The sequence below is a fragment of the Vibrio sp. EA2 genome, assembly GCF_033042495.1.
Classification (GTDB): Bacteria; Pseudomonadota; Gammaproteobacteria; order Enterobacterales; family Vibrionaceae; genus Vibrio.
Map to the genome: position 1 here is coordinate 279,967 of NZ_JAWLID010000003.1, position 24,729 is coordinate 304,695.

Consider the following 24,729-nt stretch of genomic DNA (forward strand, 5'->3'; position numbering starts at 1 on the left):
GGAGTTCTTTAAACCATGTGTGAATTGCTCGGCATGAGCGCCAATGTTCCAACGGATATTTGTTTCAGTTTTACCGGACTGATGCAGCGTGGAGGTCGAACTGGTCCGCACCGTGATGGCTGGGGAATCACTTTCTATGAAGGTAAAGGATTTCGGACGTTTAAAGATCCGAAACCAAGCTGCGATTCAAAAATCGCAGAGTTGGTTCAGAACTACCCAATTAAAAGCCGTGCTGTGGTCAGTCATATTCGACAGGCCAATCGTGGTGGAGTCAATTTAGAAAATACTCACCCGTTTACACGTGAGTTGTGGGGTAAGTATTGGACATTTGCTCACAATGGCCAGCTAACAGGCTACCAGGACCTGCATACAGGGCGACACCGTCCGGTAGGTCAAACGGATAGTGAACTGGCGTTTTGTTGGTTGCTGAAGCAAATGGAAGATCGATATCCAGAGCCTCCTGAGGACATGGAAGCGGTTTTTCGTTATGTAGCAAAATGCTGTGATCAACTGAAAGAAAAGGGTGTATTTAACATGCTGCTGAGTGACGGTGAGTTTGTCATGACGTATTGCACCAATCACCTGTACTGGATCACGCGACGCGCCCCGTTTGGGAAAGCGGCTTTACTGGATGAAGATGTTGAAATTAACTTCCAGGAAGAGACAACACCCAATGATGTTGTGTCTGTGATCGCGACGCAGCCACTTACTGGCAATGAAGCATGGCAGCGAATGAAGCCGGGCGAATATGGTCTGTTTCATTTAGGTGAATTGATTGATGGTAATGCAGCCGCGCTGGCAGATGTCGCTTTCGCACCAAAGAAAGTAGCAAGTCAGGCACCGACGGAACCTCTTGAATAACTGAGATTTTCCAACTAATAAAAAGGCAGTCATTAAGACTGCCTTTTTTGATTTTGTCGGAGTACGTTACTCTTCCTCAGCGGCAGCATAGCCATGAGCACCAAGTTGTTTGCCATCTAGCCAAGCCTTGCCGTCTTGCATCTTTAATCTGTCTTCAACAAGCCATTTAGTGACAATAGGGTAGATGGTGTGCTCTTGAGTTTGAACACGAGCGGCTAGGGTATTGGCATCATCCTCTGCAAATACCGGCACTTTTGCTTGTAGAACAACCGGCCCACCGTCTAGTTCTTCCGTTACGAAGTGAACACTGGTGCCGTGCTCTTTATCTTGAGCGTCAATCGCACGTTGGTGAGTGTGCAATCCTGGGTACTTTGGCAGTAGCGAAGGGTGAATGTTGATCATCTTACCCATGTAATGTTGAACAAATTCACTGCTGAGTATACGCATGTAACCAGCAAGAATGACAGCATCAGGCTGGTACTGGTCGATTTGATTCATTAGTTCTGCATCAAATGCTTCACGTGAATCAAATGCCTTTGGGTCGACAAAATGGCCTGCAACATTAAATTGTTTCGCGCGCTCTAATCCGTAAGCATCCGCTTTATTTGAGAAAACGGCAGCGACTTGAGCGTTAGGCATATTTGCTTCACACGCTTCCAATATCGCTTGTAGGTTACTGCCACTACCAGAAATGAGGACCACTATATTTTTCATGATGTTGAGACTGCCTTACTAATGTAGGTTTTTAAAGGATACCAATGCACGCAAGAATGATTATCTCATTGTTGGCGTTGATATCACCTACTATTGAAATGGTTTTCGAGTTCCAGATAGCAAAATGAGGACATAGCGTCCTCATTCTTTTACTTTTTGAGCGAGAATCGCAAGTTACTTGATTTCAACTTGTTCTTCATTTGCTTCTGCTTGAGCGATTTCACCAATCACCCATGCGTTTTCGCCTTCTTCTTGCAGAAGGGCAACCGCAGCTTCCGCTTGATCTTTAGGAAGGGCAACGATTAGACCAACACCACAGTTGAATGTACGGTACATTTCGTGAGTTTCAACGTTCCCTTTCTCTTGTAGCCATTGGAAAATCACTGGCCATTCCCAGCTGTTCCCGTCGATTACTGCTTTAGTGCCTTCAGGAAGAACGCGTGGGATATTTTCCCAGAAACCACCACCAGTGATGTGAGAAATAGCATGGATGTCGTGCTTCTCAATCATTTTAAGTGCTGATTTGATGTAAATCTTAGTTGGTTCTAGAAGATGCTCACCGATAGTGCGGCCTTCTAGCATTTCGTTTTTGTCTGCGCCAGAAACTTCCAGAATCTTGCGAACCAGAGAGTAACCGTTTGAGTGAGGGCCACTTGAGCCTACTGCGATAAGCGCATCACCCGCCGCTACTTTCGTACCGTCGATCACTTCTTCTTTTTCTACAACGCCAACACAGAAGCCAGCTACGTCGTAGTCTTCACCTTCGTACATGCCTGGCATTTCAGCCGTTTCGCCACCGATTAGGGCACAACCTGCTTGCAAACAGCCATCTGCGATTCCAGAAACAACGTCTGCTGCGGTATCGACATCCAGCTTGCCTGTTGCGTAGTAATCAAGGAAGAACAATGGTTCTGCACCTTGTACGATAAGATCGTTTACACACATTGCAACCAGGTCGACACCGATAGTGTCGTGCTTGTTCATATCCAGTGCGAGGCGAAGCTTTGTACCTACGCCGTCAGTACCAGAAACCAATACAGGTTGTTTGTATTTTGTCGGCAATTCGCATAAAGCGCCAAAACCACCGATACCACCCATCACTTCAGGGCGACGAGTACGTTTTACTGCACCCTTAATACGATCTACAAGCGCGTTGCCTGCATCAATATCAACACCAGCGTCTTTATAGCTAAGAGAAGAGTTATTACCACTCACAGGGAAGTCCTCGGTATTTAAGTTGGATATGAAAACGGCGCTATTCTACCAGTGCTTAAATACAGATAGCAAACGTTTGCGTTAGTTTTTTTCTTTAGTTATATATCCTGCTTTCCCTGCGGAAATCGTGTATAATCTGAAGGTTTATTTAAATATTGCCTATTATAGCCGGAGATGTACATGAAAGTTGTTGAAGTAAAACACCCTCTAGTAAAACATAAAATTGGTCTAATGAGAGAAGGTGACATCAGCACAAAACGTTTTCGTGAGTTAGCGACCGAAGTCGGTAGCCTACTCACTTACGAAGCGACAGCAGACTTTGAAACAGAGAAAGTTACTATCGAAGGTTGGAACGGTCCAGTAAAAGTTGACCAGATTAAAGGTAAGAAGGTAACCGTCGTGCCAATCCTGCGTGCTGGTCTAGGCATGATGGACGGTGTTCTTGAGCATATGCCAAGTGCACGTATCAGTGTAGTAGGTATCTACCGTGATGAAGAAACGCTTGAGCCAGTACCTTACTTTAATAAGCTTGCTTCTAACATTGATGAGCGTATCGCACTGGTTGTGGATCCAATGCTAGCAACTGGCGGCTCTATGATTGCAACTATCGACCTTCTGAAAGAGAAAGGTTGTAACCAGATTAAAGTACTTGTTCTGGTCGCGGCTCCTGAAGGTATTGAAGCACTAGAGAAAGCGCACCCAGATGTTGAGCTATACACGGCTGCAATCGACGAGAAACTAAACGACAAAGGTTACATCGTTCCTGGTCTAGGTGATGCGGGTGATAAGATCTTCGGTACTAAATAAGCGCCAAAAATCACGCTGAATCAATGCAAAAAAATAAAGGCTTGGTCAATACCAAGCCTTTTTTGTATGTGTCGAATTGAAGTGACGAATTAGTTCGAGTTTTCTTCTTCGATCTGAGCGTTATCTACCACATGGTTTTCACCTAGGTCATGAGGAAGCACGAGATTAAGAATGATTGCCACGATACCGCATAAGCTAACGCCTTGTAGGCTGAATTCGCCAATACCGAAAGCCATGCCACCGATACCGAATACGAGCGTAACCGCAACGATAACCAGGTTACGCGACTTATGCAGATCTACGTGGTTTTTGATCAATGTGTTCAGACCCACGGTTGCGATAGAACCAAACAGAAGGATCATGATGCCGCCCATTACTGGAACTGGGATAGTTTGAAGGATAGCACCTAGTTTACCCACCAACGCCAAAACAATCGCCGTCACTGCTGCCCATGTCATGATCTTCGGGTTGAAGGCTTTGGTTAGCATTACTGCGCCAGTTACTTCGCTGTACGTTGTATTCGGCGGCGCACCAACCATAGCTGCAGCCATAGTGGCTACCCCGTCACCCGCGATTGTGCGGTGCAGACCAGGTTTTTTGAGGTAGTCTTTGCCAGTTACATTTGAAATCGCCAGCATATCACCAACGTGTTCTACAGCGGGAGCGATCGCAACAGGGATCATAAATAGGATGGCATTGATGTTGAATTCTGGTGTCGTGAAGTTTGGCATTGCGAGCCAAGCAGCTTGAGCGACTGGAGTAAAATCAACAACGCCGTACGCAAGAGACACTAAGTAACCTGCCAAGATACCGCCTACAATCGGTACCAGTTTTAGAAAGCCTTTAGCAAATACGCTTAGTGCGATAGTCGTAAGCAGTGATACCGCTGAAATGATCATCGCAGCGTCACCGTTAACCAGTTGAGCCGCACCATCGCCAGTTTTACCAATCGCCATATTCACTGCTGTTGGTGCTAGACCTAGGCCGATTACCATAATCACTGGGCCAACAACCACAGGTGGCAAAATCTTATGGATAAAGCCAACGCCACGAACTTTAATCGCCGCGCCTAGAGCAACATAAACCATACCTGCTGCCATTAAGCCGCCCATTGTTGCACCAATACCCCAAGTTTGGATACCGAACATAATAGGAGCAATAAACGCGAAAGAAGAGGCCAGGAAAATTGGAACAGAACGTTTAGTGATTAATTGGAAGAGGAGGGTACCGACACCGGCGCCGAAGAGTGCAACGTTTGGATCAAGGCCAGTCAGAAGTGGCACGAGTACCAAAGCACCAAAAGCGACAAAGAGCATCTGAGCGCCTTGTAACGCATTTTTCATAATCATTTCCTATTTAAAGATACGCAGACAAATCCGGCGAATAATATCACTCAGCAAACGTTTGCGACAATGGTCAGATCAAACTTTTCGCTGATTTTAAGTGGCTAAAATAGGCTTTTAGAGCCAATTTCTTACAAAAGTGCCTGTTTTACTAACCAAAATTCATATTTTATTGGATTATGCGCAAACTAAAAGATGTGATTACGTGTGGCTTATATCGGAACAAGTAATGTCGGCAAGGAGATGTTCATTTATCTGGAACACAGACGAATTGACTTTTTGAATACGCACATTGATTGATAAGAAAAAGGATGGCAGGTGAGTCGACTCTGAACACTGGGCCGCAAATAGCGTAAGTTGATTGAATTTTAAGCCATTTGTCTATGACTCGCCTTGCTCAAGATTTGATAGTTGCTTATTATGCTTTCTCTTAATTAGAGGAAAATGAAACTATGCGCTATTTAGCTCTTTTACTGATAGGTTGGTTGTCCCTGCCCGTTTACGCATTAACACAGGTAGATATCTATCGTGCTGAAGTGGTTATCGACAGTGAGCAAAACAACGGCGAGTCTTTGGCTCGTGAACAAGGTATGAAAGAGGTAATTGTTCGAGCGACTGGTTCTCAATCCTCTTTAAGCAATCCGATTATTCAAAAGGCGTTAAGCTCAAGCTCGCGCTATATTTCTCAACTTGGTTACGGTCAAGTGGATGGCCAACCAAGTTTGAAAATGCGTTTCAGCAGTGGTCAGATTCATTCTCTTCTTACGCAGGCGCAGTTGCCATCTTGGTCTGCTCACCGCGCCAATATTCTCGTCTGGGCGATTGAAGAGCAAGCGTATGAACGTACCATTGCTTGGGAGCACTCAGACTCACCGAAGGTTTCTGCATTGCACACCGCTGCTGAAGCTCGAGGGTTACCAATCACTTTTCCTGTCGGGGACTTTGATGATGTGACTGGTGTTAACGTTTCCGATCTATGGGGTGGTTTTGCTGAGCCGATTGCCAAGGCCAGCCAACGTTACCCGGTAGATGCTGTGTTGGTGGTAAAAACTCAGGGCGATCAAATTCGCTGGACGTTATATGACCAATCACCATCGGCAATTCTTATCTCTCAGCGTTCTCCTCGCAGCGGGTCAGCATCTGGGGCTAATGCAATGGCTGAGATGGTTGACGGAATTACCGACTATTACGCAGGCAAGAGTGCCGTGGTTGTGTCTGGTGAGTCTTCTGATGGGATCACAATGAAAGTGGTCAACATTCATTCCGCTATAGATTTTTTCCACTTAGAGAGCGCGTTACACAAACTTAACTCTGTTGCTGGCAGTGAGGTTAAGCGTGTTCAGGGGGATGAATTAACGCTTAAACTTCATCTCCTGGCCTCTAAAGAAACGTTTGAAAAAGAAGCGTCATCGATCTCGCAACTGGGCGAGTACCAAGAGCCAGTAAAGCCAGTGGAAGAAGTGGATCCTGTGCAGCCTGAGCAAGACTCAATGCAAACGGAATTGGTCACGGAAGAAGATCAATTAGGGTCAGATGCCTTAACTGCTGACGTATCGGTTGAGGAATTGCAAGAATCTGAACCAGCCGTCGTTCAGCCAGTGCAAGAACAGTATGATGTCATTTATGAATGGACTGAGGGGCAACGTTCATAGAGTTCTAATAACCACCTAAGTACGAAAGTGGTCATACTTAATTATAGAGAACCAGAAAACAGGCATCGAACACAAACACACATGAACCCATCCATGGGGCTTTGATTTGCCATCCATGGCAAATAGAGTTTGTTTATCGAACCCTGTTCCCTGACCAGTTAACTTTCCAGACTGGTATAATATTTTGAAAATAATAAAAAAGAGTCGCAATTCGCGACTCTTTTTTTGCGTAATTACACGCCTTATTTTTTGAATTTCGCTTTTTCTTCTTTTTCTACCTGAGATAAGCGCTTCAATTTAAGTCCCAGCTCTTTACCTCTGGCGCGTGCAAACAGAATGTTGCCAAAAAAGCCTAAGGTTGTGAGTACGAGTTCAACCACTGCGAGCCAACGCTCTCCACCATCGACATATAAAATGGTTAATGCGTGTAGAAAGTACAGCATTAACACAAAGTTTGCCCATGCGTGAGTATATGGCTTGCCTGCTAATATGCCTGGTAAAGGGAGTAACAATGGGATACACCAAGCAATGGCAAGTGTTGTGCTACTCAAATGAGGGTGAGGAGACAGCGCGAGCTGCCAAATTGCTACCCAAGCTAATAACGCTAAGTTGCCGATCAAAGCTAAATAACGATAGCTTTTGGTTTTCGCACCGAGTGCAGGTTGGTCAAAAGATTCAGACATCGACTTACTATCCTTGAATTTACTAACTGCCTTTCAGCTTTATGGCCGCTGTTGCCAGTCGTTTACCCAACTTCTGTGCCAGGCGAACCTCATCATTAGTGAGAGTGGGCTCTTTGCCGACACTACTCGCGCCATAAGGGGTACCACCTGACTGAGTTAAGTGTAGCTCTGGCTCTGCATAAGGAATTCCCAGTAACATCATCCCGTGATGCAATAATGGGGTCATCATGCTTTGGAGTGTTGTTTCCTGACCACCATGCATCGAAGAAGATGAGGTAAATACACACGCTGGCTTATCGATTAAGTCGCCGCTTACCCACAAAGGAGTGGTTTGATCCCAGAAGTGCTTTAACGGCGCAGCCATGTTGCCAAACCAGACGGGACTACCAAATGCAAGGCCATCGCATTGTTTCAGTTCTTCTAGAGTAACAATTGGATCGGAAGGGGTATGTGAGTGAGGTGACAATTCTTCAACTGTACGCAAAATTGCTTCGCAGTGAGGAGTCGATTCGACTCCTCTTGCTATCTGTCTTGCCAGTTGTTTTGTTGCGCCGTGACGGCTGAAGTACAAAATAAGGATCTGGCAATCCATTTATAGAATATCCAACACTTGCTCTGGTGGGCGGCCGATTTTCGCTTTGCCGTTTGCGACAACAACAGGGCGCTCAAACAGCTTTGGATTTTGTGCCATTGCTTCGAACAGTTGTTCATCGCTGACTGACGCATCACCTAAACCCAGCGCTTTGTAGTCGGCTTCTTTGGTACGCATCATGTCACGAACCGCTGAGAAGCCGAGTTGAGCATAAAGTGCTTTCAGTTGTTCCACGCTAAGTGGGTTATCCAAATACTTGACGATTTCTGGTGTAACACCATTTTGTTCCAGTAGTTCTAGAGTTTGGCGGCTCTTTGAGCAACGAGGGTTGTGATAAATCACGACTGACATGGTTTTCTCCATTTCGTTATTGTAATGCCATGAATCGATCTCTTTGGATCATGAGTTGGTCAATACGAGCATCGTACCGTGCTTGCTCTAAACTGCCCAACTTGGCCATTTTACTTGCTTCACTATAATATTGAATCGCTTTATTCCAATTCGCGCGTAACGCCAAAATTTCGGCGCGTGCAGCCAATTCCTCATCGTTACGTCCTAACTCGTGATAGGTTTTCGACAATAGCTGCCAACCATTGCTGTCTTCAGGATTATCATGGGTGTAACGTTGAAGAATACGCACCGCTTGATCATTTTCATTGGCGTCAAGCAGGGCATTCGCATAGTTAATTGTCAGAACTTTATTCTGTGGGTTACGCGTGAGTGCTTTACTCAGCATGTTTATCGCTTTTTCTGGTTGTTCCTTTTCGATATACAGATCACTCATCGCATCAAGATAAAACGGATTACCCGGATCTTGTGCCAGCAGTTTGTTCAGTATCGGTTCTGCTTTTGATAACTGTTTTCTGTCTAAGTGAACCAGAGCTCGGCCATAATCAAACGCTGGCATGATGTCCGCTGTGGCTTTCTTCTGCGTGCGCTCAAACCAACCTAACGCGGCTTGTCCATCAATACCTGCATAACGGGCGACGATACGTGCGCGGGCGAGGTGATAGTCAATCGACGGAAGTATACGCAGCGGTGGGTAAGCCCGTGCTCGTTGTCGACTGTCTGTGATCCGGTCTTCAGGAAGCGGGTGAGTAAGCAGCATCGGAGGCGGCTTACTGGCATAACGATACTCGTCAGCGAGCCGGCCGAAGAAGCGTGGCATGGCTTGTACATCAAACCCTGCTTTGGCCAGTGTCGAGATGCCAAAACGGTCGGCTTCTTTCTCGTTAGCGCGTGTATAGTTTATCTGACTTTGCATGTTGCCTGCCGTAGCGGCTGTAATGGCGGCAATGCCAGCTTCTGGTGCGGCGATGGAAAGCAGTAGCGCACCTGCCAATGCGGCCAAAGATGCTGGTGAGCGTCTTGCTTGCTCCTCCATACTACGAGCGAGATGGCGCTGAGTCACGTGTGCGATTTCGTGTGCAACTACCGAAGCGAGTTCACTCTCACTATTAGCGTGTAGAAACAAACCGGAATGCAAAGCAACATACCCACCAAAAAACGCAAAGGCGTTGATGTTGCGATCACGAATCATGAAAAAGTGGAATGGCGTCTTTACATCATTGGCATTGGCCACCAAACGGTGACCGAGGGAATCAATATACTCATTAATCACAGGATCGTTAACAAGCGGCTTACTCGCTCTGAGCATGCGCATGTAGGCATCACCATAAATCAACTCTTGGTCTATCGACAGAGTGCTACCTGCGGCGGTTCCAATATCTGGTAAGTCGATACTATTGGCGTAGGTTGTTGGCGAACTAATTGCAGCAGCAATACATAAGCAAACTAGCGATCGAGTGCGTTTTAACATACGTTTTAAAGGTTCTCCCAAATACCTGAGCATGTGGTAGGAGGCCGTGTACATCACAACGTCACCACTATACTGTACGGTCATCCTGTTGGATAAGTATGGCCCAAATAACCTCGAGAAACTCGTGGTACCATGACACCTTAGCGTCATTTGGGTATATGCTAGCAATAAGACCGAGAATAAACGAATTGGTTTCGTAAATTGTTTATATCTGAGTGATTTCAGTATCTGGTTAAATCATGTCAGAAGTGCTAGCACCAACGTAAAAAGCCGTTACAATACAACCCTATCATAAGTGCAGAGCAATACAATGGAATCCATGTTACTTGATTTACGCAAGCAACGCTGCCCTTTAGCACTGTTACTTGCAAAGCGTCACACTGCAGAGGCTTTTGGAGGAGAAAATCATCAATATCATAAGCTTGTCATTCAAATAACGGATAACAGCTCTAAACAAGATATTGTGAAATACCTAAACACCCAAGGGTACGTGGTTGATTGCCAACCAACATCAGATCACTACACATTGACTGTTTTCAATAAGGAATCCGCTTAGATGTTCGAAATGGTAAGTCGTTGGTATCAACGTCGATTCTCAGACCCTCATGCCGTGAGCCTGGTAGCGATCCTACTGTTTGGCTTTATCACGATTTACTTTTTCGGCCATCTCATTGCACCACTTTTAGTGGCGATTGTACTCGCCTACTTGCTGGAGTGGCCGGTAGTGCAAATGTGCCGTATGGGAATGCCGCGCACCTTGTCCGTCATCATCGTATTACTGATTTTTATTAGTTTGATGCTGATCGCCTTGTTTGGTTTAGTGCCAACCATTTGGACTCAGGTTGGAAATCTAATCAACGATATCCCGAATATGTACAATGGCTTACAGAAGTTTATTGTCACCCTGCCACAGCGCCACCCGGAACTCGCGAACATGGAGATTGTGGAAACCATCGTAACCAATGCGAAAAACCAGGCATTGAGCTTAGGAGAAAGCGTGGTTAAGGGCTCCCTGGCTTCTTTAGTTAGTTTAGCGACATTAGCGGTGTATTTAATTCTGGTTCCTTTACTGATCTTCTTTTTGCTAAAAGACAAAGAGGAGATGCTCGGAATGGCCAGCGGAATTCTGCCTAAAAACCGTAGGCTAGCTAATAAAGTCTGGCACGAGATGAACCAACAAATCTCGAATTATATTCGCGGTAAAGTGCTCGAAATTCTGATTGTCGGTGGGGTGAGTTATGTCACCTTCGCGATTCTGGATTTACGTTACTCTGTATTGTTAGCCGTCGCGGTTGGGTTATCCGTTCTTATCCCATATATTGGCGCAGCGGCAGTCACTGTACCTGTTGCGATTGTAGGCTTGTTCCAATGGGGGCTTACCCCTCAGTTTTATTCGCTACTGATCGCGTACGGAATCATACAAGCACTGGACGGAAACGTGTTGGTGCCGGTGCTATTCTCTGAAGCAGTAAACCTCCACCCAGTCGCTATCATTATTGCAGTTCTGGTATTTGGCGGACTGTGGGGATTTTGGGGTGTATTCTTTGCTATCCCGCTGGCTACGTTAGTGAAAGCCGTTTGGAATGCGTTGCCAAGTACAGAAGACAGTGAACCTGCTGAGCAGGAATAGTGATACCAATCTGAGTGAATCAATTCGCACTGTCTGAGAGAAAAAAGAAAGCCCAGTATGTACTGGGCTTTCGTGTATTTAGGGGAATCAGGCGTTATTACGCGTTTTCGTTGAGATAGTTTAAAACCACTTCATGGTGATCTTTGGTTTTAAACTTATTGAACACGTGCTCAATCACGCCTTCTTCATTGATCAGAAAGCTGATACGGTGCAGTCCATCGTAGATCTTACCCATGAACTTTTTTTCACCCCAAACGCCAAACTGGTCTGCGACCGCATGGTCTTCGTCAGACAGTAGCGTGAAGTTAAGCTCGTCACGCTCGATAAACTTGCCCAGACGTTTAACTGGATCGATGCTCACGCCAAGCACAACCACATTATGTGCGTCGAGTTCTGCTTTAATGTCACGCAGGCCTTTTGCTTGCGTTGTACAGCCTGGGGTCATCGCTTTCGGGTAGAAGTAGAAAAGTACTTTCTTGCCTTTAAAATCACCAAGTGTCACTGTGTTGCCGTCTTGGTCGAGCAAAGAGAAGGCTGGCGCTGGCGAGCCTGCTGTCAGCGTATTCATTATGATTTCCTTTACTTTATAGTGTGTTTTTAATGAAATTCAGAGAACCTTGTACGTTGAGCGACTGACAAAGTTCATCGAAATCTTCTTGTAATTGCATCAGATTGCAATCGGCACTTACCGATGCAGTAATGGCGATGTGGAATTGATCGACATCGGCCTGAATTTTTGATTTGCTGATAGTTTGTGCGCTCAGCGAGTCCAGTCCAATCTGCTGGTCGGCGAAGAACTGAGTGAACCTTTCCGTGAGCCCTGGACGGTCTTCCGACTCGATAAACACTTCCATGGTGTAGCTGTTGTCGAGTAACTCATGAGTGGCGGTACGCTTCATTATCGTGATCAGGTCGTGTTCTTGTCCCAGTAAAGGCATCTGTGTTTCGACACGAGTAATATTACTGGTGCTACCCGTCAGCAGCATAATTAGGGTAAATTCATTGCCAAAAATAGCGATTCGGCTATCGACAATATTACAGCCAGCTTGCGTAACGAGCTTTACGACTTGGTTACAGATGCCTGGACGATCCGTTCCAACTGCTGTAAGTACCAGATGTTGCTTCATAAATGAGCTTCTTGTCCTTTCTTCAATAGAAAGATGTTAGCACAGATACGGCAGAGAAATATCGAGTCAGTCCGTTTTTGTTTACAACCTGGTTTTTTTATTCACTCAGGTCTGACTTGATTCAGCGCGCCGAAGAGTATATTTCTGAGCATAGTAAAAACGAGGTCTCTCAGGTGTTCATGTCTTGTTCTTCAACAATTGAATCAGTTAACTAACACAACTATCAAATTTGCGGGAATCAGTCCAAAGCGAGCATTTAAGTTGCGAGATCTCTAACATCTGATAATTATTCACTCATTTGTACTTTGTAAGCGAGTTTACGCTCTTGTGTTTTTCAATCGCATTACAGTACCATGCAGAAAGAACTAAATAAGGGAGATAAACATGTTTTCAGGAAGTATCGTAGCGCTGATTACGCCATTCAAAGCGGATGGTGAAGTAGACTTTGATGGTCTACAGAACCTGGTGGAATACCATATCGAATCTGGTTCAGATGGCATTGTGGCAGTAGGCACTACCGGAGAGTCGGCGACACTGACGATTGAAGAGCATGTAAAGGTTGTTAATAAGGCGGTAGAGTTTGCTAACGGTCGTATCCCTGTGATAGCAGGTACGGGTGCAAATGCAACTCACGAAGCGGTGACATTCAGTAAATTACTGGCTGATTCTGGTATCGCTGGCTTCCTAAGTGTAACGCCTTACTACAACAAACCAACGCAAGAAGGTTTGTACCTGCACTACAAAGCTATTTCGGAAGCGAGTGATGTACCACTCATTCTGTACAATGTACCGGGTCGCACGGCTGTCGATATGCAGCCAGAGACAGTGGCACGTTTGTCAAAGCTTGATAATATAGTCGGTCTAAAAGACGCGACAGGCGATTTGGACAGAGTTGCAATTCATCGTGAACTTTGTGGCGAAGATTTTATCTTACTAAGTGGTGATGATGCGACTGGCTTAGATTTTGTTAAGCTGGGTGGTAATGGGGTTATTTCTGTAACCAATAACATCGCCGCTAAAGATATGGCAGACATGTTCGATTTGGCAAGTGAAGGTAAGTACGAAGAAGCAGAAGCGATTAACCAGCGCTTAATGACTCTGCATAAGAATCTATTCGTTGAAGCAAGCCCGATCCCAGTCAAATGGGCAGCAGAAAAGCTGGGTTTGATCGACGATGGTAACTTGCGTCTTCCTCTAACCACGCTTTCTGAAAAAATGCAGCCGATCGTGGAACAGGCGTTAATCGACGCCCGTATTTATAAAGATTGAGTTACTAGGATTGACGTTCATACTGGGGGCTAATGAGCCCTCAGTGTTTTAGGAGTATAAATGAAGCTTTCAAGTCAGTTAGTGTTAAGTTCATTAGCTGTATTCGTATTGACTGCCTGTACAGGTGGTGCCACCCAACGCCGTCAGGCAAAGGACGATTTCGAGTATTTAAACACCCCTACGCTGGGTGAGTGGAATACGCCGCAAGGTGCTCAACCGCAGCTCTATCCTAACTACGAAATCCCTCAGGGGGCTTATGCTGGTGGTGTGGGTAAAAACGTTGATATTCGTCCACCACAGCAAGTGCTAGAACTGATTCCTGGTGCTCGTTTGGATCGCAGTCAAGATGGTGAAGTGACGCTATGGCTGCTCCGTAAAAACGAATTAGACAAAGTTTGGCAAACGGTACAAGGCATGGTTGAGGCCAGAAAAATTCCGGTTGAGAGCCAAACCGATTCTCGTATCGAAACGGGTTGGGTAACTTGGGACTCTGCTGATGAAGACATGGAGATTGGCAGCCGATACGAGATCTTGCGTACACAGGCTGGTAATCGTTATGGATTTAAAGTGGGTCTGATCGACTGGCGTGAAGGTGGTCAAATTAAAGAAGTCACTCCGACAAACCGTGAACGTTACAATGTGTTCATGACTAACCTGGTGACCGCGCGCTATGATCAACTCGTTCGTGAAGATGCGCAGCGTAAAGCTCAGGAGTTGGTAAAACAGATCCCTATTACGATGGGTACAGACCGAAGTGGACTTCCTGTCATTATCGCTCGTGCTCAATATGATGTACTGTGGCCGCGTCTACCAGTGATTTTGCCTAAGATGGGCTTCACTGTTGAGGACCGCACCCAATCTCAAGGTACGGTCGAAGCGAGATACGCCTCACCGGATGATGAATTCTGGAATGAGATTGGCGTTAAACCCGTTGATTTGGATGCGGGTAAATACACCTTCCTATTCGGCGACCTGGGTAACCGTACATCCATCAATATTACTGACTCTTCAGGTAAGCCTGTTGAAGAAGCATTCCTTAAATCACTGGCGCCAGTTCTGGCCGAAGTGGTTAAGCAGTAATTGATAAGCGACTGCTACTGATAGAAAAAAGGGACCGTTTGGTCCCTTTTTAGTTGGTATTCATTAACGAGAAGGATCGTCTTTTTTGTCTTTTTCCCCGTAGCGTTCCTGGTCGAGTTCATTCAATTTATCCAAGTCGTTCTTACGGCTTTTATCCATTTGATCAAACTTCATTTTGGCTGTGTATTTCAGTGCGGCAATGTTACCGATGATGACACTTAACACGACAATGATGATAACCCATGGGTTAGTGAGCAGTTCTATCATAGCGCCTCCGGCGGTGGCGTAATGTTACGAATAAACGTAGACACAATCTTATCTAAATTATTTAGTATTGAATCTATTCCCGCAATATTATGCTGCTGATTTTGTTTCATCAGTTCACTTCTCAGCAGCTCGGGCGTTAACTGTGAGCAACATTGCTGACCAACAGCTTTATGACTAATATGCCACGGTTCCATCGCGACGCCACCTAGATCTTCTTTATAAGGGCAGAAAAAACCAAATTCATCGAGATGTGCTTTCAACCACAGATAGAACTCATGTTGATGGCCGTCTAGATACTCCCAAGGCTCCAGTTGCAGAGAGGTACCTTTAGGTAACAAGTTACGAGCATAGACATCAAAATCACATCCCCAGTGGTGGCGACTTCCCCCGGGTAGAGCAGACCACCGCAGAATCGCCATTAACTTTTCTTCATCACTTAAAGCCGACTTATTCAGTGGTTTCGAGTCTGAATCAAGAATTGGCAACTCACCAGAAAATTTCCCGTTCCAGATTGAGCGCTGACGTGAAAAGTCGCGAAAGCCGCTGGCAATCTCCATTTTAAACCCAGCATTCGTCGCGGCCTCAATCATTCTCAGCAGGTCGGGCGCTACTTCGGGATGAAGCAAAAAGGCTTTGTTACCCACCATGATGGATTGAAGATGAGAGTCGGTCGTTCCTGTAAGTTGCGATGGTGTCATGTTGATCTCGTTAATGAACGCGCTGCTTAGGATGAATTACTTCGCCAGCAGATGCTTAAGCGTGTTTTGGTACATGTCGGTCAACTTCTCTAAGTCGTCAACTTTCACGCACTCGTTCACCTTGTGAATGGTTGCATTTACAGGCCCAAGCTCTACGACCTGGCCACCCATACGAGCAATAAAACGACCGTCCGAAGTACCGCCTGTTGTCAGCAACGCTGGTTTAGTATGGTTGACTTCATCAACGGCAGCGACAACGGCATCCAGTAACGCACCGGTATCGGTTAAGAACGGGTCACCGTTGAATGTCCAGTCAAGCTCGTAGTTAAGGTCGTATTTGTTCAGTGTTTCAGTGATACGCTCAACGATGATCTCATTGCTCAGTTCGGTGCTGAAACGCAGGTTAAACTGAACGTTGAATTCACCCGGAATGACGTTTGAAGCGCCGGTACCTGCCGATACGTTTGGAATCTGGAAACTTGTCGGTGGGAAGTAGTCGTTGCCTTTATCCCACTCGGTTGTCGCTAATTCATGAATGGCTAACAGAGAAGAGTGCACAGGGTTATTAGCTAGATGTGGATACGCCACGTGCCCCTGAGTACCTTTTACAGTCAGATCACCTGTGATCGAACCACGACGGCCATTTTTCACCACGTCTCCGACGATCTCGGTACTTGAAGGTTCACCAACGATACACATGTCAATGTTTTCGCCGCGTTCCATCAAGGTTTCTACGACACGCACGGTACCGTTGATGAAAGGGCCTTCTTCATCTGAAGTAATCAAAAAGCCGATAGAGCCTTTGTGATCCGGGTTGTCTGCAATAAAACGTTCAACGGCTACAATCATCGCAGCCAGAGAACCTTTCATATCAGCCGCACCGCGACCGTGAAGGTAACCATCAACTATGGTTGGCTCAAATGGGTGTGTATCCCAATGTTCAAGCTTACCCGCAGGCACAACGTCAGTGTGGCCTGCAAAGGCAAATAACGGTGCTTCGGTGCCGCGGCGAGCCCAAAAGTTGGTTGTATCTTCAAACACCATGACTTCGATTTCAAAACCAAGCGCTTTTAATCGCTCGATCATTAAGTCCTGGCAGCCCGCATCTTCAGGCGTTACGGATTGTCTGCTGATTAGGTCTTTCGCAAGAGCCAGTACTGGACTGTCTGTCATCCTTGAGTGTTCCTTAATTTATGAGTTAAAAATCGTTGTGTATTGATCTGCTTTAAAACCAATATGGAGCTGATCATTCACTTTTAAAATTGGGCGCTTAATCATCGCTGGGTTTTCCACTAGCAGCTTGATAGCATTTTCTTCATTCAGAGAATCTTTCTGTTCCTGAGTTAACTGGCGGAAAGTAGTACCACGTTTGTTCAGCACGATTTCCCAGCCTAGAGCATCACAAAATTCTGTCACCAATGCTTCATCTACGCCTTGTTTGCGGAAGTCATGAAACTCATACGCGATACCTTCCGCTTCTAACCATTTCTTGGCTTTTTTAATGGTGTCGCAGTTTGGGATACCGAACATGGTAATCGTCATAATGTTTCCTTTTCTCTTTTACTTTGTTCTTATGCACAGAGGCTGTGATTCTCTGGTGCTCAAGCTATTTTGGGCTGTTTATCGCATCCTACCAAGAAGCAATCAAACTGACAAAATGCGAAATAAAATAATTTATGACCTCGAAGTACGCCAAATTGCCGAGTTGGAAACGTTGATAACTTACAGAATGAGTGTAAATGGGAAATAACTTGTAGGAATTTGAGTAAAAAGACACCAAAAAAGGGTGGATAAGTCGAGTTATTGATCAAACGCAACATCTCGCTGTGCAAAAACGAAATAATGATTCAGCACAAGTTTAGGAGGTGTCAATGGAGTTGAGTCCTGTTTTTGCAAGGCGGTTATATTTGGCCTTGTTGGTCGAAAGCCTGGAAAGGCCAAATGTACCAAAATTAATCGAACAAACGGGGTGGCCTCGACGTACAATTCAAGATGTACTCAAGGCATTACCGGGTATCGGCATCGAGCTTATATTTGTTCAAGATGGTCGACGCCATAATGATGGCTATTACCAACTTTCGGATTGGGGACCTTTTGATAGTCAATGGGTTCTGGAGCGAGAGCGAGATATCGCTAGTAGCCTTGGATTTCGTGCATAAGCCAGCAATCGCTGGCTTTTTTTATCTATCGAAGTCGGCGAGACACTGCATGAATGACTTGCAGCGGTAGGCGATACAAAATTATTTACCCATTAACATGGTGGCGGCGAAGCCAATCCAGCTAAGAACCAGGAGTACCCATGGTAGCGCTGATGATTTCGACGTAGAGGGCTCAGCCGCAGCTTGAGGCTCGTGTTGCGGCTGTTGTTCTGTCTGGCGTTGCTTTTCTCTTTGCTGTTTCTTTTTAGCTTTGTCTGCTTGTCGGCTTCGTTCTTTTTGTTGTTTTTTATATAACGCAATGCCTTTCTCGATACCCTGAGCAATGAGTTTGGTTTGTTCCTTTGTTTGCCCAGGTTTCTGAGTTGCTCTGGCAATGTTCATTGCTTCGTTCTGAGTTTCTTGGGAAGGAACGGGAGCTGCTGTATTTTTCTTTTTCATGTTTTTATCTACTCGGCGCTAGGAGCCTGCGTTTGAAATTACTTAAGACTAGTGTACTCGCCACGTGGATTGAAATGAACCGCCTAACGCAAGTTCTGAACAAGCTTTCGCTTATTTTGTACGAGGTGAAGACTCTTATGGGTGCTTGTCGGGGTTGCGTTGCAGTTTCGCTGCGATCAGGTAAAGTGATTGCAGTAAGTTATTAAAGAAGAAGATATTGTGCGCTACGCATTGGATCAATATGACGCTCATGGGTTTTTAAAAGCGCCTATTTTTGTTTGGCTAGGGTGGATGTTTCTTGCCCGATCTTGGGTGGTATTTGCCATGGCAGGGGTAAGCCGGGAAAGTGGCAGTAAACTGTTGTCGATTGTCTATCCAGACTCGAGCACATTATATTTAGGTTTATCGATGGGCATTCCCAGCCTTTTAATGATGTGGCTGATGGGCTTGCGCCAACCTGATCGAAAACGGGTGAATAAAATAATGAGCTACGGGCGAGAGGTGACTTTGATCTTGTGCGGCATTCAACTTGCTCAGACTTTGTATCATGTTTATCTAGAGCATGGTGTATTCAACTGGGCAAACGCGCTGACCATCACCTTACTCGCTTGGTTTATGATCTACTTTCTGAATGGAAGGTGGGTGAAAGACTGTTTTTATGTGCCACATTTTGAGCATAATAAACAGCAGGCTTCAAAAAATTAAAAATCAATAACTTCCCGCACAGGGGCAAAGTATAGAGGAAACCTCAATGTTACAAGCTCAAACGGCTATCGTGCCAGAAGCAGGACCATTTGCACTGTACACTCAACTAAAAGTAAACCAGAACCGTGATAACGTATTGGCAAAACTTAAAGCGCTTCCAAAATTGGTTGAAGAGCTGAATAACAGCCAGCCAGGTGCTGATCTCACACTGTCCATCGCATTCACAAAAGCATTTTGGCAGCATCTAAATGTTGATGCGCCTGAGGAGTTAATTGACTTCCCACAGCTTGGCGAGGGTGACACCGTTGCGCCAGCGAGCGATGTTGATGTGTTGATTCACTGCCACTCAACTCGTCATGATTTACATTTTTACGTATTGCGTAAGTTCCTGACTGATACCGCAGAAGATGTCACTGTTGTTGATGAAACATATAGCTACCGTTACCTAGACTCCCGTGATATGACTGACTTTATCGACGGCACAGAAAACCCAGAAGGCGAAGAGCGAGCTGAAGTTGCCTTGATTAAAGAAGGCCCATTTGCTGGTGGTAGCTACGTAATGGCGCAGCGTTTTGAGCATAACCTTCCTGCCTGGAACCGTTTGAACGTAAAAGCGCAAGAGAAAGTGATTGGCCGTACCAAGCCAGATTCTATTGAGTTGGATGATGTGCCAGCCGCCTCTCACGTTGGTCGTGTCGATATCAAAGAAGAAGGCAAAGGTCTTAAAATCGTTCGTCATAGCTTGCCATACGGCACAGTGACTGGCGCTCACGGCCTGTTGTTTATCTGCTACTGTCATACACTGCATAACATCAAAGTGATGCTTGAAAGCATGTACGGTGTGACGGATGGTAAGACTGACCAGCTTCTGCGCTTTACTAAAGCCGTTACTGGTGCGTACTTCTTTGCACCGTCTCAGGTAATGCTGGCGGAACTTGCGATTAAGTAATTCTAAGCCCGTCATTTTGAAGCTCTCCAACCGGAGAGCTTTTTATTTTCTGTATCTTTCCCTCTTCCTGTCTTTTTACTCGTGATCCTGTTTCTAAAAACACTAAACCTTCCTCAAATCTGGCCGATAAATATTCACTGCCTTCATAATTCGGGAGTACATTCTTGTGGCGATCACCGTTAATACCAATGTTTCAGCTTTGGTTGCGCAGCGTAATTTGACCAACGCAACTGATATGCTGAATCAATCCATGGAGCGTTTGTCTTCAGGGAAGCGTATTAACAGCGCAAAAGATGATGCGGCAGGTCTGCAAATCTCTAATCGCTTACAGGCGCAGATGCGTGGTTTGGATGTTGCAGTACGAAATGCGAATGATGGTATTTCGATCATGCAGACCGCAGAAGGTGCAATGAACGAAGTCACCAACATTATGCAGCGTATGCGCGATCTTTCCCTCCAGTCGGCAAATGGTTCAAACAGCAAAGCAGAACGTATGGCACTGCAAGAAGAAGTCAGTGCATTGAATGATGAGCTGAATCGTATCGCGGAAACCACCTCGTTTGGCGGACGCAAATTGCTCAATGGCAACTTCGGTAAATCAGCGTTTCAGATTGGCGCGGCTTCAGGAGAAGCGGTACAAATCGAATTGAAGTCTATGCGCACTGATGGGCTAGATATGGGTGGATTCAGTTACATTTCGCGGGGCAGAGCAGGGTCTGATTGGAAAGTGAAGAATGACTCAAACGAGCTTACCATGTCCTTTGTTAACCGCTTGGGTGAAACAGAGCAAGTCCATATTAGCGCGCAAGCCGGTGACGACATTGAAACCTTAGCCACCTACATAAATGGTCAAACCGACAAAGTTTCTGCTTCAGTCAATGAAGACGGGCAATTACAGCTCTTTATGGCTGGCAAAGAGACATCTGGCACGGTGTCATTTTCCGGCGATCTGGCGAACGAGTTAGGGTTGGGGCTGAAAGGTTATCAAACGGTCGATAACATCGACATCAGCAGCGCTGGTGGAGCCCAGCAAGCGGTGGCGGTTCTGGATGCGGCGATGAAGTATGTCGATAGTCATCGTGCCGAGCTTGGTGCTTATCAAAATCGCTTTAACCATGCGATTAATAACTTAGATAGTATTCATGAGAACCTGGCGGCTTCCAATAGTCGAATCGTAGACACGGATTATGCCAAAGAAACCACCCAGATGGTCAAACAGCAGATCTTGCAGCAGGTCAGTACTTCAATTCTTGCTCAAGCTAAACAAGCACCAAATCTTGTTTTGTCTTTGCTTGGCTAATGTCATCCCGCTAAAAATCAGAAAAAACTGCCTGTATCGACAGGTGAAAAAGAAGCTTTAGTGAAAATTTGACGTTTTTTTGCTTTTTTATCTATTTCGTCACGATCGCCCCTAAAAATGAACTTTTTCTAAAAAAATCGAACATTTTCCCTAAAGAAATCAGATCTTGCGTCGTTAATAAAAGTAACTTTGAGAGAACTACTTGGTTTTCCGAGACGTCGGAAACCGCTACACCGGAAAATCAATTGGAGAAATCACCATGGCAGTGACTGTAAACACAAACGTATCAGCGATGACCGCTCAGCGTTACCTAAACAATGCAAACTCATCTCAACAAACGTCTATGGAGCGACTGTCTTCTGGCTTTAAAATCAATAGCGCAAAAGATGACGCAGCTGGCCTTCAAATCTCGAACCGTTTGAATGTGCAAAGCCGTGGCCTGGATGTGGCTGTTCGCAACGCGAATGACGGTATCTCCGTTGCACAAACTGCTGAAGGTGCGATGAACGAGACCACCAATATTCTACAACGTATGCGTGATCTGTCACTTCAATCAGCAAACGGTTCTAACTCAAAAGCAGAACGTGTTGCGATTCAGGAAGAAGTGACGGCACTGAACGACGAGCTTAATCGTATCGCGGAAACCACCTCTTTTGGCGGTAATAAGCTTCTTAACGGCACATATGGCACCAAATCATTCCAAATCGGCGCAGATAATGGCGAAGCCGTCATGCTTGAGCTGAAAGATATGCGTTCTGACAACAAAATGATGGGTGGTCTTAGCTACCAAGCTGAAAATGGCAAAGGTAAAGACTGGAATGTGTCTGCAGATAAATCAGACCTGAAAATCAGCCTGACAGACAGCTTTGGTCAAGAGCAAGAAATCTCAATCAATGCAAAAGCGGGCGATGACATTGAAGAGTTGGCTACCTACATCAACGGTCAAACGGATCTGGTAAAAGCATCAGTCAATGAAGATGGCCAATTGCAAGTCTTCGCCGGAAACAACAAAGTAGAGGGCGAATTGTCATTCTCTGGTGGCCTATCTGGTGAATTAGGTCTGGATGAAGGCAATAACGTCACGGTTGATTCTATTGATGTCACGTCTGTGGGCGGAGCGCAAGAATCAGTAGCAATCATTGATGCAGCTCTGAAATACGTAGACAGCCACCGTGCAGAGTTAGGTGCATTCCAAAACCGTTTTGAGCATGCAATCAACAACTTGGATAATGTTAACGAGAACGTGAATGCGTCGAAGAGCCGTATTAAAGATACTGACTTCGCCAAAGAAACGACAGAAATGACCAAGTCTCAAATTCTATCGCAAGCGTCAAGCTCAATCCTTGCGCAAGCGAAACAAGCGCCGAACTCAGCGCTAAGTCTGCTAGGTTAAGCGTTATACCAACATTAACCCCAGACGAGAACCTCATTGGCTCGTGGTGAGAGATGAGCGAGTAAACCCGGCTTCGGCCGGGTTTTTTTCTATCTATAGAAAGTACGTTGATGGGCTATTTGGCCACACTGGATGACGGTCACACTTCTCTAAGTCAACGAAACTAATCGCAAAAAAATGGGAAATTCTCCTAAAGGAACAGTCTTGATCGCCGTTAAAGGGATTGAGAGAAATGAGATGTACCTAAGTGAGGTGAGAGACACGAAGGTACATTCACAAATGCCTTAAGGAGATCAACTATGGCGATAAACGTTAATACTAACGTTTCTGCAATGACCGCTCAGCGTTACCTGAACCAGGCCGCTGATGGTCAACAAAAATCAATGGAACGTTTGTCTTCGGGTTATAAAATTAATAGCGCGAAAGACGATGCTGCGGGCCTACAGATTTCAAACCGTTTGAACGCTCAAAGCCGTGGCCTGGACATGGCAGTGAAAAACGCCAACGACGGTATCTCTGTTGCACAGGTTGCTGAAGGTGCAATGAATGAATCGTCGAATATCCTGCAACGTATGCGTGACTTGTCACTTCAGTCTGCCAACGGTTCTAACTCAAAAGCAGAACGTGTTGCGATACAGGAAGAAGTAACGGCGCTCAACGATGAGTTAAACCGTATTGCGGAAACCACCTCTTTTGGTGGTAACAAGCTTCTCAACGGCACTTACGGTACACAGTCTTTCCAAATCGGCGCGGACTCAGGTGAAGCAGTCATGCTTTCTATGGGTAACCTGCGTTCTGACACTTCTGCTATGGGTGGCAAAAGTTACGCTGCAGAAGAAGGCAAAGATGCCTCTTGGGCTGTCGGTGAAAAAACTCAGCTTAAAATGAGTTACACCAACACGCACGGTGAAGAGAAAGAGCTGACTATCGATGCAAAACAAGGCGATGATATTGAACAGTTAGCGACTTACATCAATGGTCAAAATGACGATGTGAAAGCATCAGTTGGCGAAGATGGTAAGCTGCAAGTCTTTGCTTCTTCTCAGAAAGTAACCGGTGAAGTTGAATTCTCAGGCAACCTGGCTGGTGAAATTGGTTTCGGTGATGCCAAAGATGTGACGGTTCAAGACATCGACGTTACAACGGTAGCGGGCTCTCAAGAAGCTGTCGCTGTTATCGATGGTGCGCTTAAGTCAGTGGACAGCCAGCGTGCGTCGCTTGGTGCGTTCCAAAACCGCTTCAATCATGCGATCAGCAACCTAGACAACATTAATGAAAACGTTAATGCGTCTAAGAGCCGTATTAAAGATACTGACTACGCGAAGGAAACAACGGCAATGACTAAGTCGCAAATCCTTCAGCAAGCGAGTACTTCTATTCTGGCACAAGCGAAGCAGTCACCATCTGCAGCGCTAAGCTTGTTGGGCTAACTAGGCTAGCTAAGTCAAGCGATAGACCCTATCGTTAGCTCATAAGTTGGAAGGGAGATTGTAATGGAAATAGCCTCCTACACATCGAACATCCAGTCTTACGGTGCAGAGGATGGCACCAAAGTTGCTAGTAAAAATGGCTATGGCATAGGTGTGCCGGACCCAGCAAGTTCAGTCGGTGATATTTCTCTGCAACAAGTGAAAGGCACCGAGCACGACCTCTCTGTTCAAGCTGCGATCAAGATGGCGGAAAGCCGTCAGGAGCTGAACAGAGAAGAACGTGAAAAAATGGTCGCACAAATGAATGAGTTTGTTGTGTCCATAAACAAAGGAGTGGCGTTTCGCGTGGATGAAGAATCTGGCAGAGACGTGGTGACGATTTACGAAGCCAAAACGGGCGACGTGATTCGTCAAATTCCTGATGAGGACATGCTGATCGTTTTGCGTCGCCTAGCTGAGCACACAGCTAACAGCGGTTTGTTAGTTGAAAAAGTTTAATACCAATCGTAGTAAATAACTGGTCATTCTAGCTTGTTAAAACACTCGATAACGGCGTTAACGTTTCGTTGTAAAAGAAGTTTGATTGTAGAATAACTAC

28 protein-coding genes are annotated in these 24,729 nt (G+C 45.6%); 14 read left to right on the plus strand and 14 right to left on the minus strand.

Going from position 1 to position 24,729, the window contains the following annotated elements; all coding sequences use genetic code 11:
* The first annotated feature begins 15 nt into the window (after positions 1-15).
* The gene (locus RXX31_RS09255) at positions 16-861 is read left to right on the plus strand and encodes a class II glutamine amidotransferase (protein WP_317588905.1); all 846 of its coding nucleotides are present in this window, start codon (positions 16-18) and stop codon (positions 859-861) included.
* Positions 862-927: 66 nt separating this feature from the next.
* On the opposite strand, the gene purN is transcribed toward RXX31_RS09255, so the two are convergent.
* On the minus strand, positions 928-1,575 hold the full coding sequence (gene purN, locus RXX31_RS09260) for a phosphoribosylglycinamide formyltransferase (RefSeq protein WP_317588906.1): 648 nt from the start codon (positions 1,573-1,575) through the stop codon (positions 928-930).
* A 174-nt stretch (positions 1,576-1,749) separates the two neighbouring features.
* Positions 1,750-2,790 carry a phosphoribosylformylglycinamidine cyclo-ligase gene (gene purM, locus RXX31_RS09265; protein ID WP_317588908.1) on the minus strand — a complete coding sequence of 347 codons (1,041 nt, stop codon included), beginning with the start codon at positions 2,788-2,790 and terminating at the stop codon, positions 1,750-1,752.
* A 180-nt stretch (positions 2,791-2,970) separates the two neighbouring features.
* On the opposite strand from purM, the gene upp reads away from it, so the two are divergent.
* Complete coding sequence (gene upp, locus RXX31_RS09270; RefSeq protein ID WP_317588909.1) at positions 2,971-3,597, plus strand: uracil phosphoribosyltransferase; 627 nt, start codon at positions 2,971-2,973, stop codon at positions 3,595-3,597.
* An 89-nt stretch (positions 3,598-3,686) separates the two neighbouring features.
* Here the strand turns inward: upp and RXX31_RS09275 are convergent, their stop codons facing one another.
* Positions 3,687-4,940 carry a uracil-xanthine permease family protein gene (locus RXX31_RS09275; protein WP_317588910.1) on the minus strand — a complete coding sequence of 418 codons (1,254 nt, stop codon included), beginning with the start codon at positions 4,938-4,940 and terminating at the stop codon, positions 3,687-3,689.
* A gap of 452 nt (positions 4,941-5,392) precedes the next feature.
* On the opposite strand from RXX31_RS09275, the gene RXX31_RS09280 reads away from it, so the two are divergent.
* Positions 5,393-6,592 carry a DUF2066 domain-containing protein gene (locus RXX31_RS09280; protein WP_317588912.1) on the plus strand — a complete coding sequence of 400 codons (1,200 nt, stop codon included), beginning with the start codon at positions 5,393-5,395 and terminating at the stop codon, positions 6,590-6,592.
* Positions 6,593-6,834: 242 nt separating this feature from the next.
* Here RXX31_RS09280 and RXX31_RS09285 read toward each other — a convergent pair whose 3' ends face one another.
* Genes RXX31_RS09285 through RXX31_RS09300 form a run of 4 tightly spaced genes read right to left on the minus strand, consistent with a single transcriptional unit; the run spans position 6,835 to position 9,686 of the window.
* Positions 6,835-7,275 (minus strand): DUF2069 domain-containing protein, encoded by a 441-nt coding sequence (locus RXX31_RS09285; RefSeq protein WP_317588913.1) that lies wholly within the window; start codon positions 7,273-7,275, stop codon positions 6,835-6,837.
* A gap of 22 nt (positions 7,276-7,297) precedes the next feature.
* Positions 7,298-7,867, minus strand: a complete 570-nt coding sequence (gene wrbA / locus RXX31_RS09290) for an NAD(P)H:quinone oxidoreductase (RefSeq protein WP_317588914.1) — start codon at positions 7,865-7,867, stop codon at positions 7,298-7,300.
* A complete protein-coding gene (gene arsC / locus RXX31_RS09295; RefSeq protein WP_317588915.1) occupies positions 7,868-8,218 on the minus strand; it encodes an arsenate reductase (glutaredoxin) in 351 nt (116 codons plus the stop codon). It lies immediately after the preceding gene.
* Positions 8,219-8,234: 16 nt separating this feature from the next.
* A complete protein-coding gene (locus tag RXX31_RS09300; RefSeq protein WP_317588916.1) occupies positions 8,235-9,686 on the minus strand; it encodes a M48 family metallopeptidase in 1,452 nt (483 codons plus the stop codon).
* Between the two features lie 319 nt (positions 9,687-10,005).
* On the opposite strand from RXX31_RS09300, the gene RXX31_RS09305 reads away from it, so the two are divergent.
* Positions 10,006-10,242 (plus strand): sulfurtransferase TusA family protein, encoded by a 237-nt coding sequence (locus RXX31_RS09305; RefSeq protein WP_317589338.1) that lies wholly within the window; start codon positions 10,006-10,008, stop codon positions 10,240-10,242.
* Positions 10,243-11,316, plus strand: coding sequence for an AI-2E family transporter (locus tag RXX31_RS09310; RefSeq protein WP_317588918.1), 1,074 nt, complete (start codon positions 10,243-10,245; stop codon positions 11,314-11,316).
* Between the two features lie 97 nt (positions 11,317-11,413).
* Here RXX31_RS09310 and bcp read toward each other — a convergent pair whose 3' ends face one another.
* Positions 11,414-11,884, minus strand: coding sequence for a thioredoxin-dependent thiol peroxidase (gene bcp / locus RXX31_RS09315; RefSeq protein WP_020333623.1), 471 nt, complete (start codon positions 11,882-11,884; stop codon positions 11,414-11,416).
* Between the two features lie 16 nt (positions 11,885-11,900).
* Positions 11,901-12,443 carry a glycine cleavage system protein R gene (locus RXX31_RS09320; protein WP_317588920.1) on the minus strand — a complete coding sequence of 181 codons (543 nt, stop codon included), beginning with the start codon at positions 12,441-12,443 and terminating at the stop codon, positions 11,901-11,903.
* 384 nt (positions 12,444-12,827) lie between these two features.
* Between RXX31_RS09320 and dapA the strand changes: the two genes are divergently transcribed.
* Together dapA and bamC are read left to right on the plus strand one after the other, a co-directional pair.
* Positions 12,828-13,712, plus strand: a complete 885-nt coding sequence (gene dapA / locus RXX31_RS09325; protein ID WP_317588921.1) for a 4-hydroxy-tetrahydrodipicolinate synthase — start codon at positions 12,828-12,830, stop codon at positions 13,710-13,712.
* 60 nt (positions 13,713-13,772) lie between these two features.
* Positions 13,773-14,792, plus strand: coding sequence for an outer membrane protein assembly factor BamC (bamC, locus tag RXX31_RS09330; protein ID WP_317588923.1), 1,020 nt, complete (start codon positions 13,773-13,775; stop codon positions 14,790-14,792).
* A gap of 63 nt (positions 14,793-14,855) precedes the next feature.
* On the opposite strand, the gene RXX31_RS09335 is transcribed toward bamC, so the two are convergent.
* From RXX31_RS09335 to RXX31_RS09350, 4 genes are read right to left on the minus strand one after another with little or no spacing between them, the layout of a single operon-like run.
* Positions 14,856-15,059, minus strand: coding sequence for a DUF2897 family protein (locus RXX31_RS09335; RefSeq protein WP_264904895.1), 204 nt, complete (start codon positions 15,057-15,059; stop codon positions 14,856-14,858).
* Complete coding sequence (locus RXX31_RS09340; protein ID WP_317588924.1) at positions 15,056-15,757, minus strand: M15 family metallopeptidase; 702 nt, start codon at positions 15,755-15,757, stop codon at positions 15,056-15,058. The genes RXX31_RS09335 and RXX31_RS09340 overlap by 4 nt, the downstream gene beginning before the upstream one ends.
* Before the next feature lie 36 nt (positions 15,758-15,793).
* On the minus strand, positions 15,794-16,930 hold the full coding sequence (gene dapE / locus RXX31_RS09345; RefSeq protein WP_317588925.1) for a succinyl-diaminopimelate desuccinylase: 1,137 nt from the start codon (positions 16,928-16,930) through the stop codon (positions 15,794-15,796).
* An 18-nt stretch (positions 16,931-16,948) separates the two neighbouring features.
* A complete protein-coding gene (locus RXX31_RS09350) occupies positions 16,949-17,299 on the minus strand; it encodes an ArsC family reductase (RefSeq protein ID WP_317588926.1) in 351 nt (116 codons plus the stop codon).
* A 329-nt stretch (positions 17,300-17,628) separates the two neighbouring features.
* Between RXX31_RS09350 and RXX31_RS09355 the strand changes: the two genes are divergently transcribed.
* Positions 17,629-17,916, plus strand: coding sequence for a helix-turn-helix domain-containing protein (locus tag RXX31_RS09355; RefSeq protein ID WP_014232685.1), 288 nt, complete (start codon positions 17,629-17,631; stop codon positions 17,914-17,916).
* Between the two features lie 81 nt (positions 17,917-17,997).
* Here the strand turns inward: RXX31_RS09355 and RXX31_RS09360 are convergent, their stop codons facing one another.
* A complete protein-coding gene (locus RXX31_RS09360) occupies positions 17,998-18,354 on the minus strand; it encodes a DUF2956 domain-containing protein (RefSeq protein ID WP_317588927.1) in 357 nt (118 codons plus the stop codon).
* Positions 18,355-18,573: 219 nt separating this feature from the next.
* Between RXX31_RS09360 and RXX31_RS09365 the strand changes: the two genes are divergently transcribed.
* From RXX31_RS09365 to flaG, 6 genes are all read left to right on the plus strand, one after another.
* Positions 18,574-19,059, plus strand: a complete 486-nt coding sequence (locus tag RXX31_RS09365; RefSeq protein ID WP_317588928.1) for a DUF2919 domain-containing protein — start codon at positions 18,574-18,576, stop codon at positions 19,057-19,059.
* 46 nt (positions 19,060-19,105) lie between these two features.
* The gene (locus tag RXX31_RS09370; protein WP_317588929.1) at positions 19,106-20,008 is read left to right on the plus strand and encodes a Dyp-type peroxidase; all 903 of its coding nucleotides are present in this window, start codon (positions 19,106-19,108) and stop codon (positions 20,006-20,008) included.
* A gap of 166 nt (positions 20,009-20,174) precedes the next feature.
* Entirely contained in the window at positions 20,175-21,308 is a 1,134-nt protein-coding gene (locus RXX31_RS09375) for a flagellin (protein WP_317588930.1), read from the plus strand.
* A 259-nt stretch (positions 21,309-21,567) separates the two neighbouring features.
* Positions 21,568-22,701, plus strand: a complete 1,134-nt coding sequence (locus RXX31_RS09380; protein ID WP_317588931.1) for a flagellin — start codon at positions 21,568-21,570, stop codon at positions 22,699-22,701.
* A gap of 299 nt (positions 22,702-23,000) precedes the next feature.
* Positions 23,001-24,131 carry a flagellin gene (locus tag RXX31_RS09385; protein ID WP_317588933.1) on the plus strand — a complete coding sequence of 377 codons (1,131 nt, stop codon included), beginning with the start codon at positions 23,001-23,003 and terminating at the stop codon, positions 24,129-24,131.
* 63 nt (positions 24,132-24,194) lie between these two features.
* Positions 24,195-24,629: a flagellar protein FlaG gene (flaG, locus tag RXX31_RS09390; RefSeq protein ID WP_317588935.1), complete on the plus strand. Its 435-nt coding sequence runs from the start codon at positions 24,195-24,197 to the stop codon at positions 24,627-24,629.
* Positions 24,630-24,729: the final 100 nt, after the last annotated feature.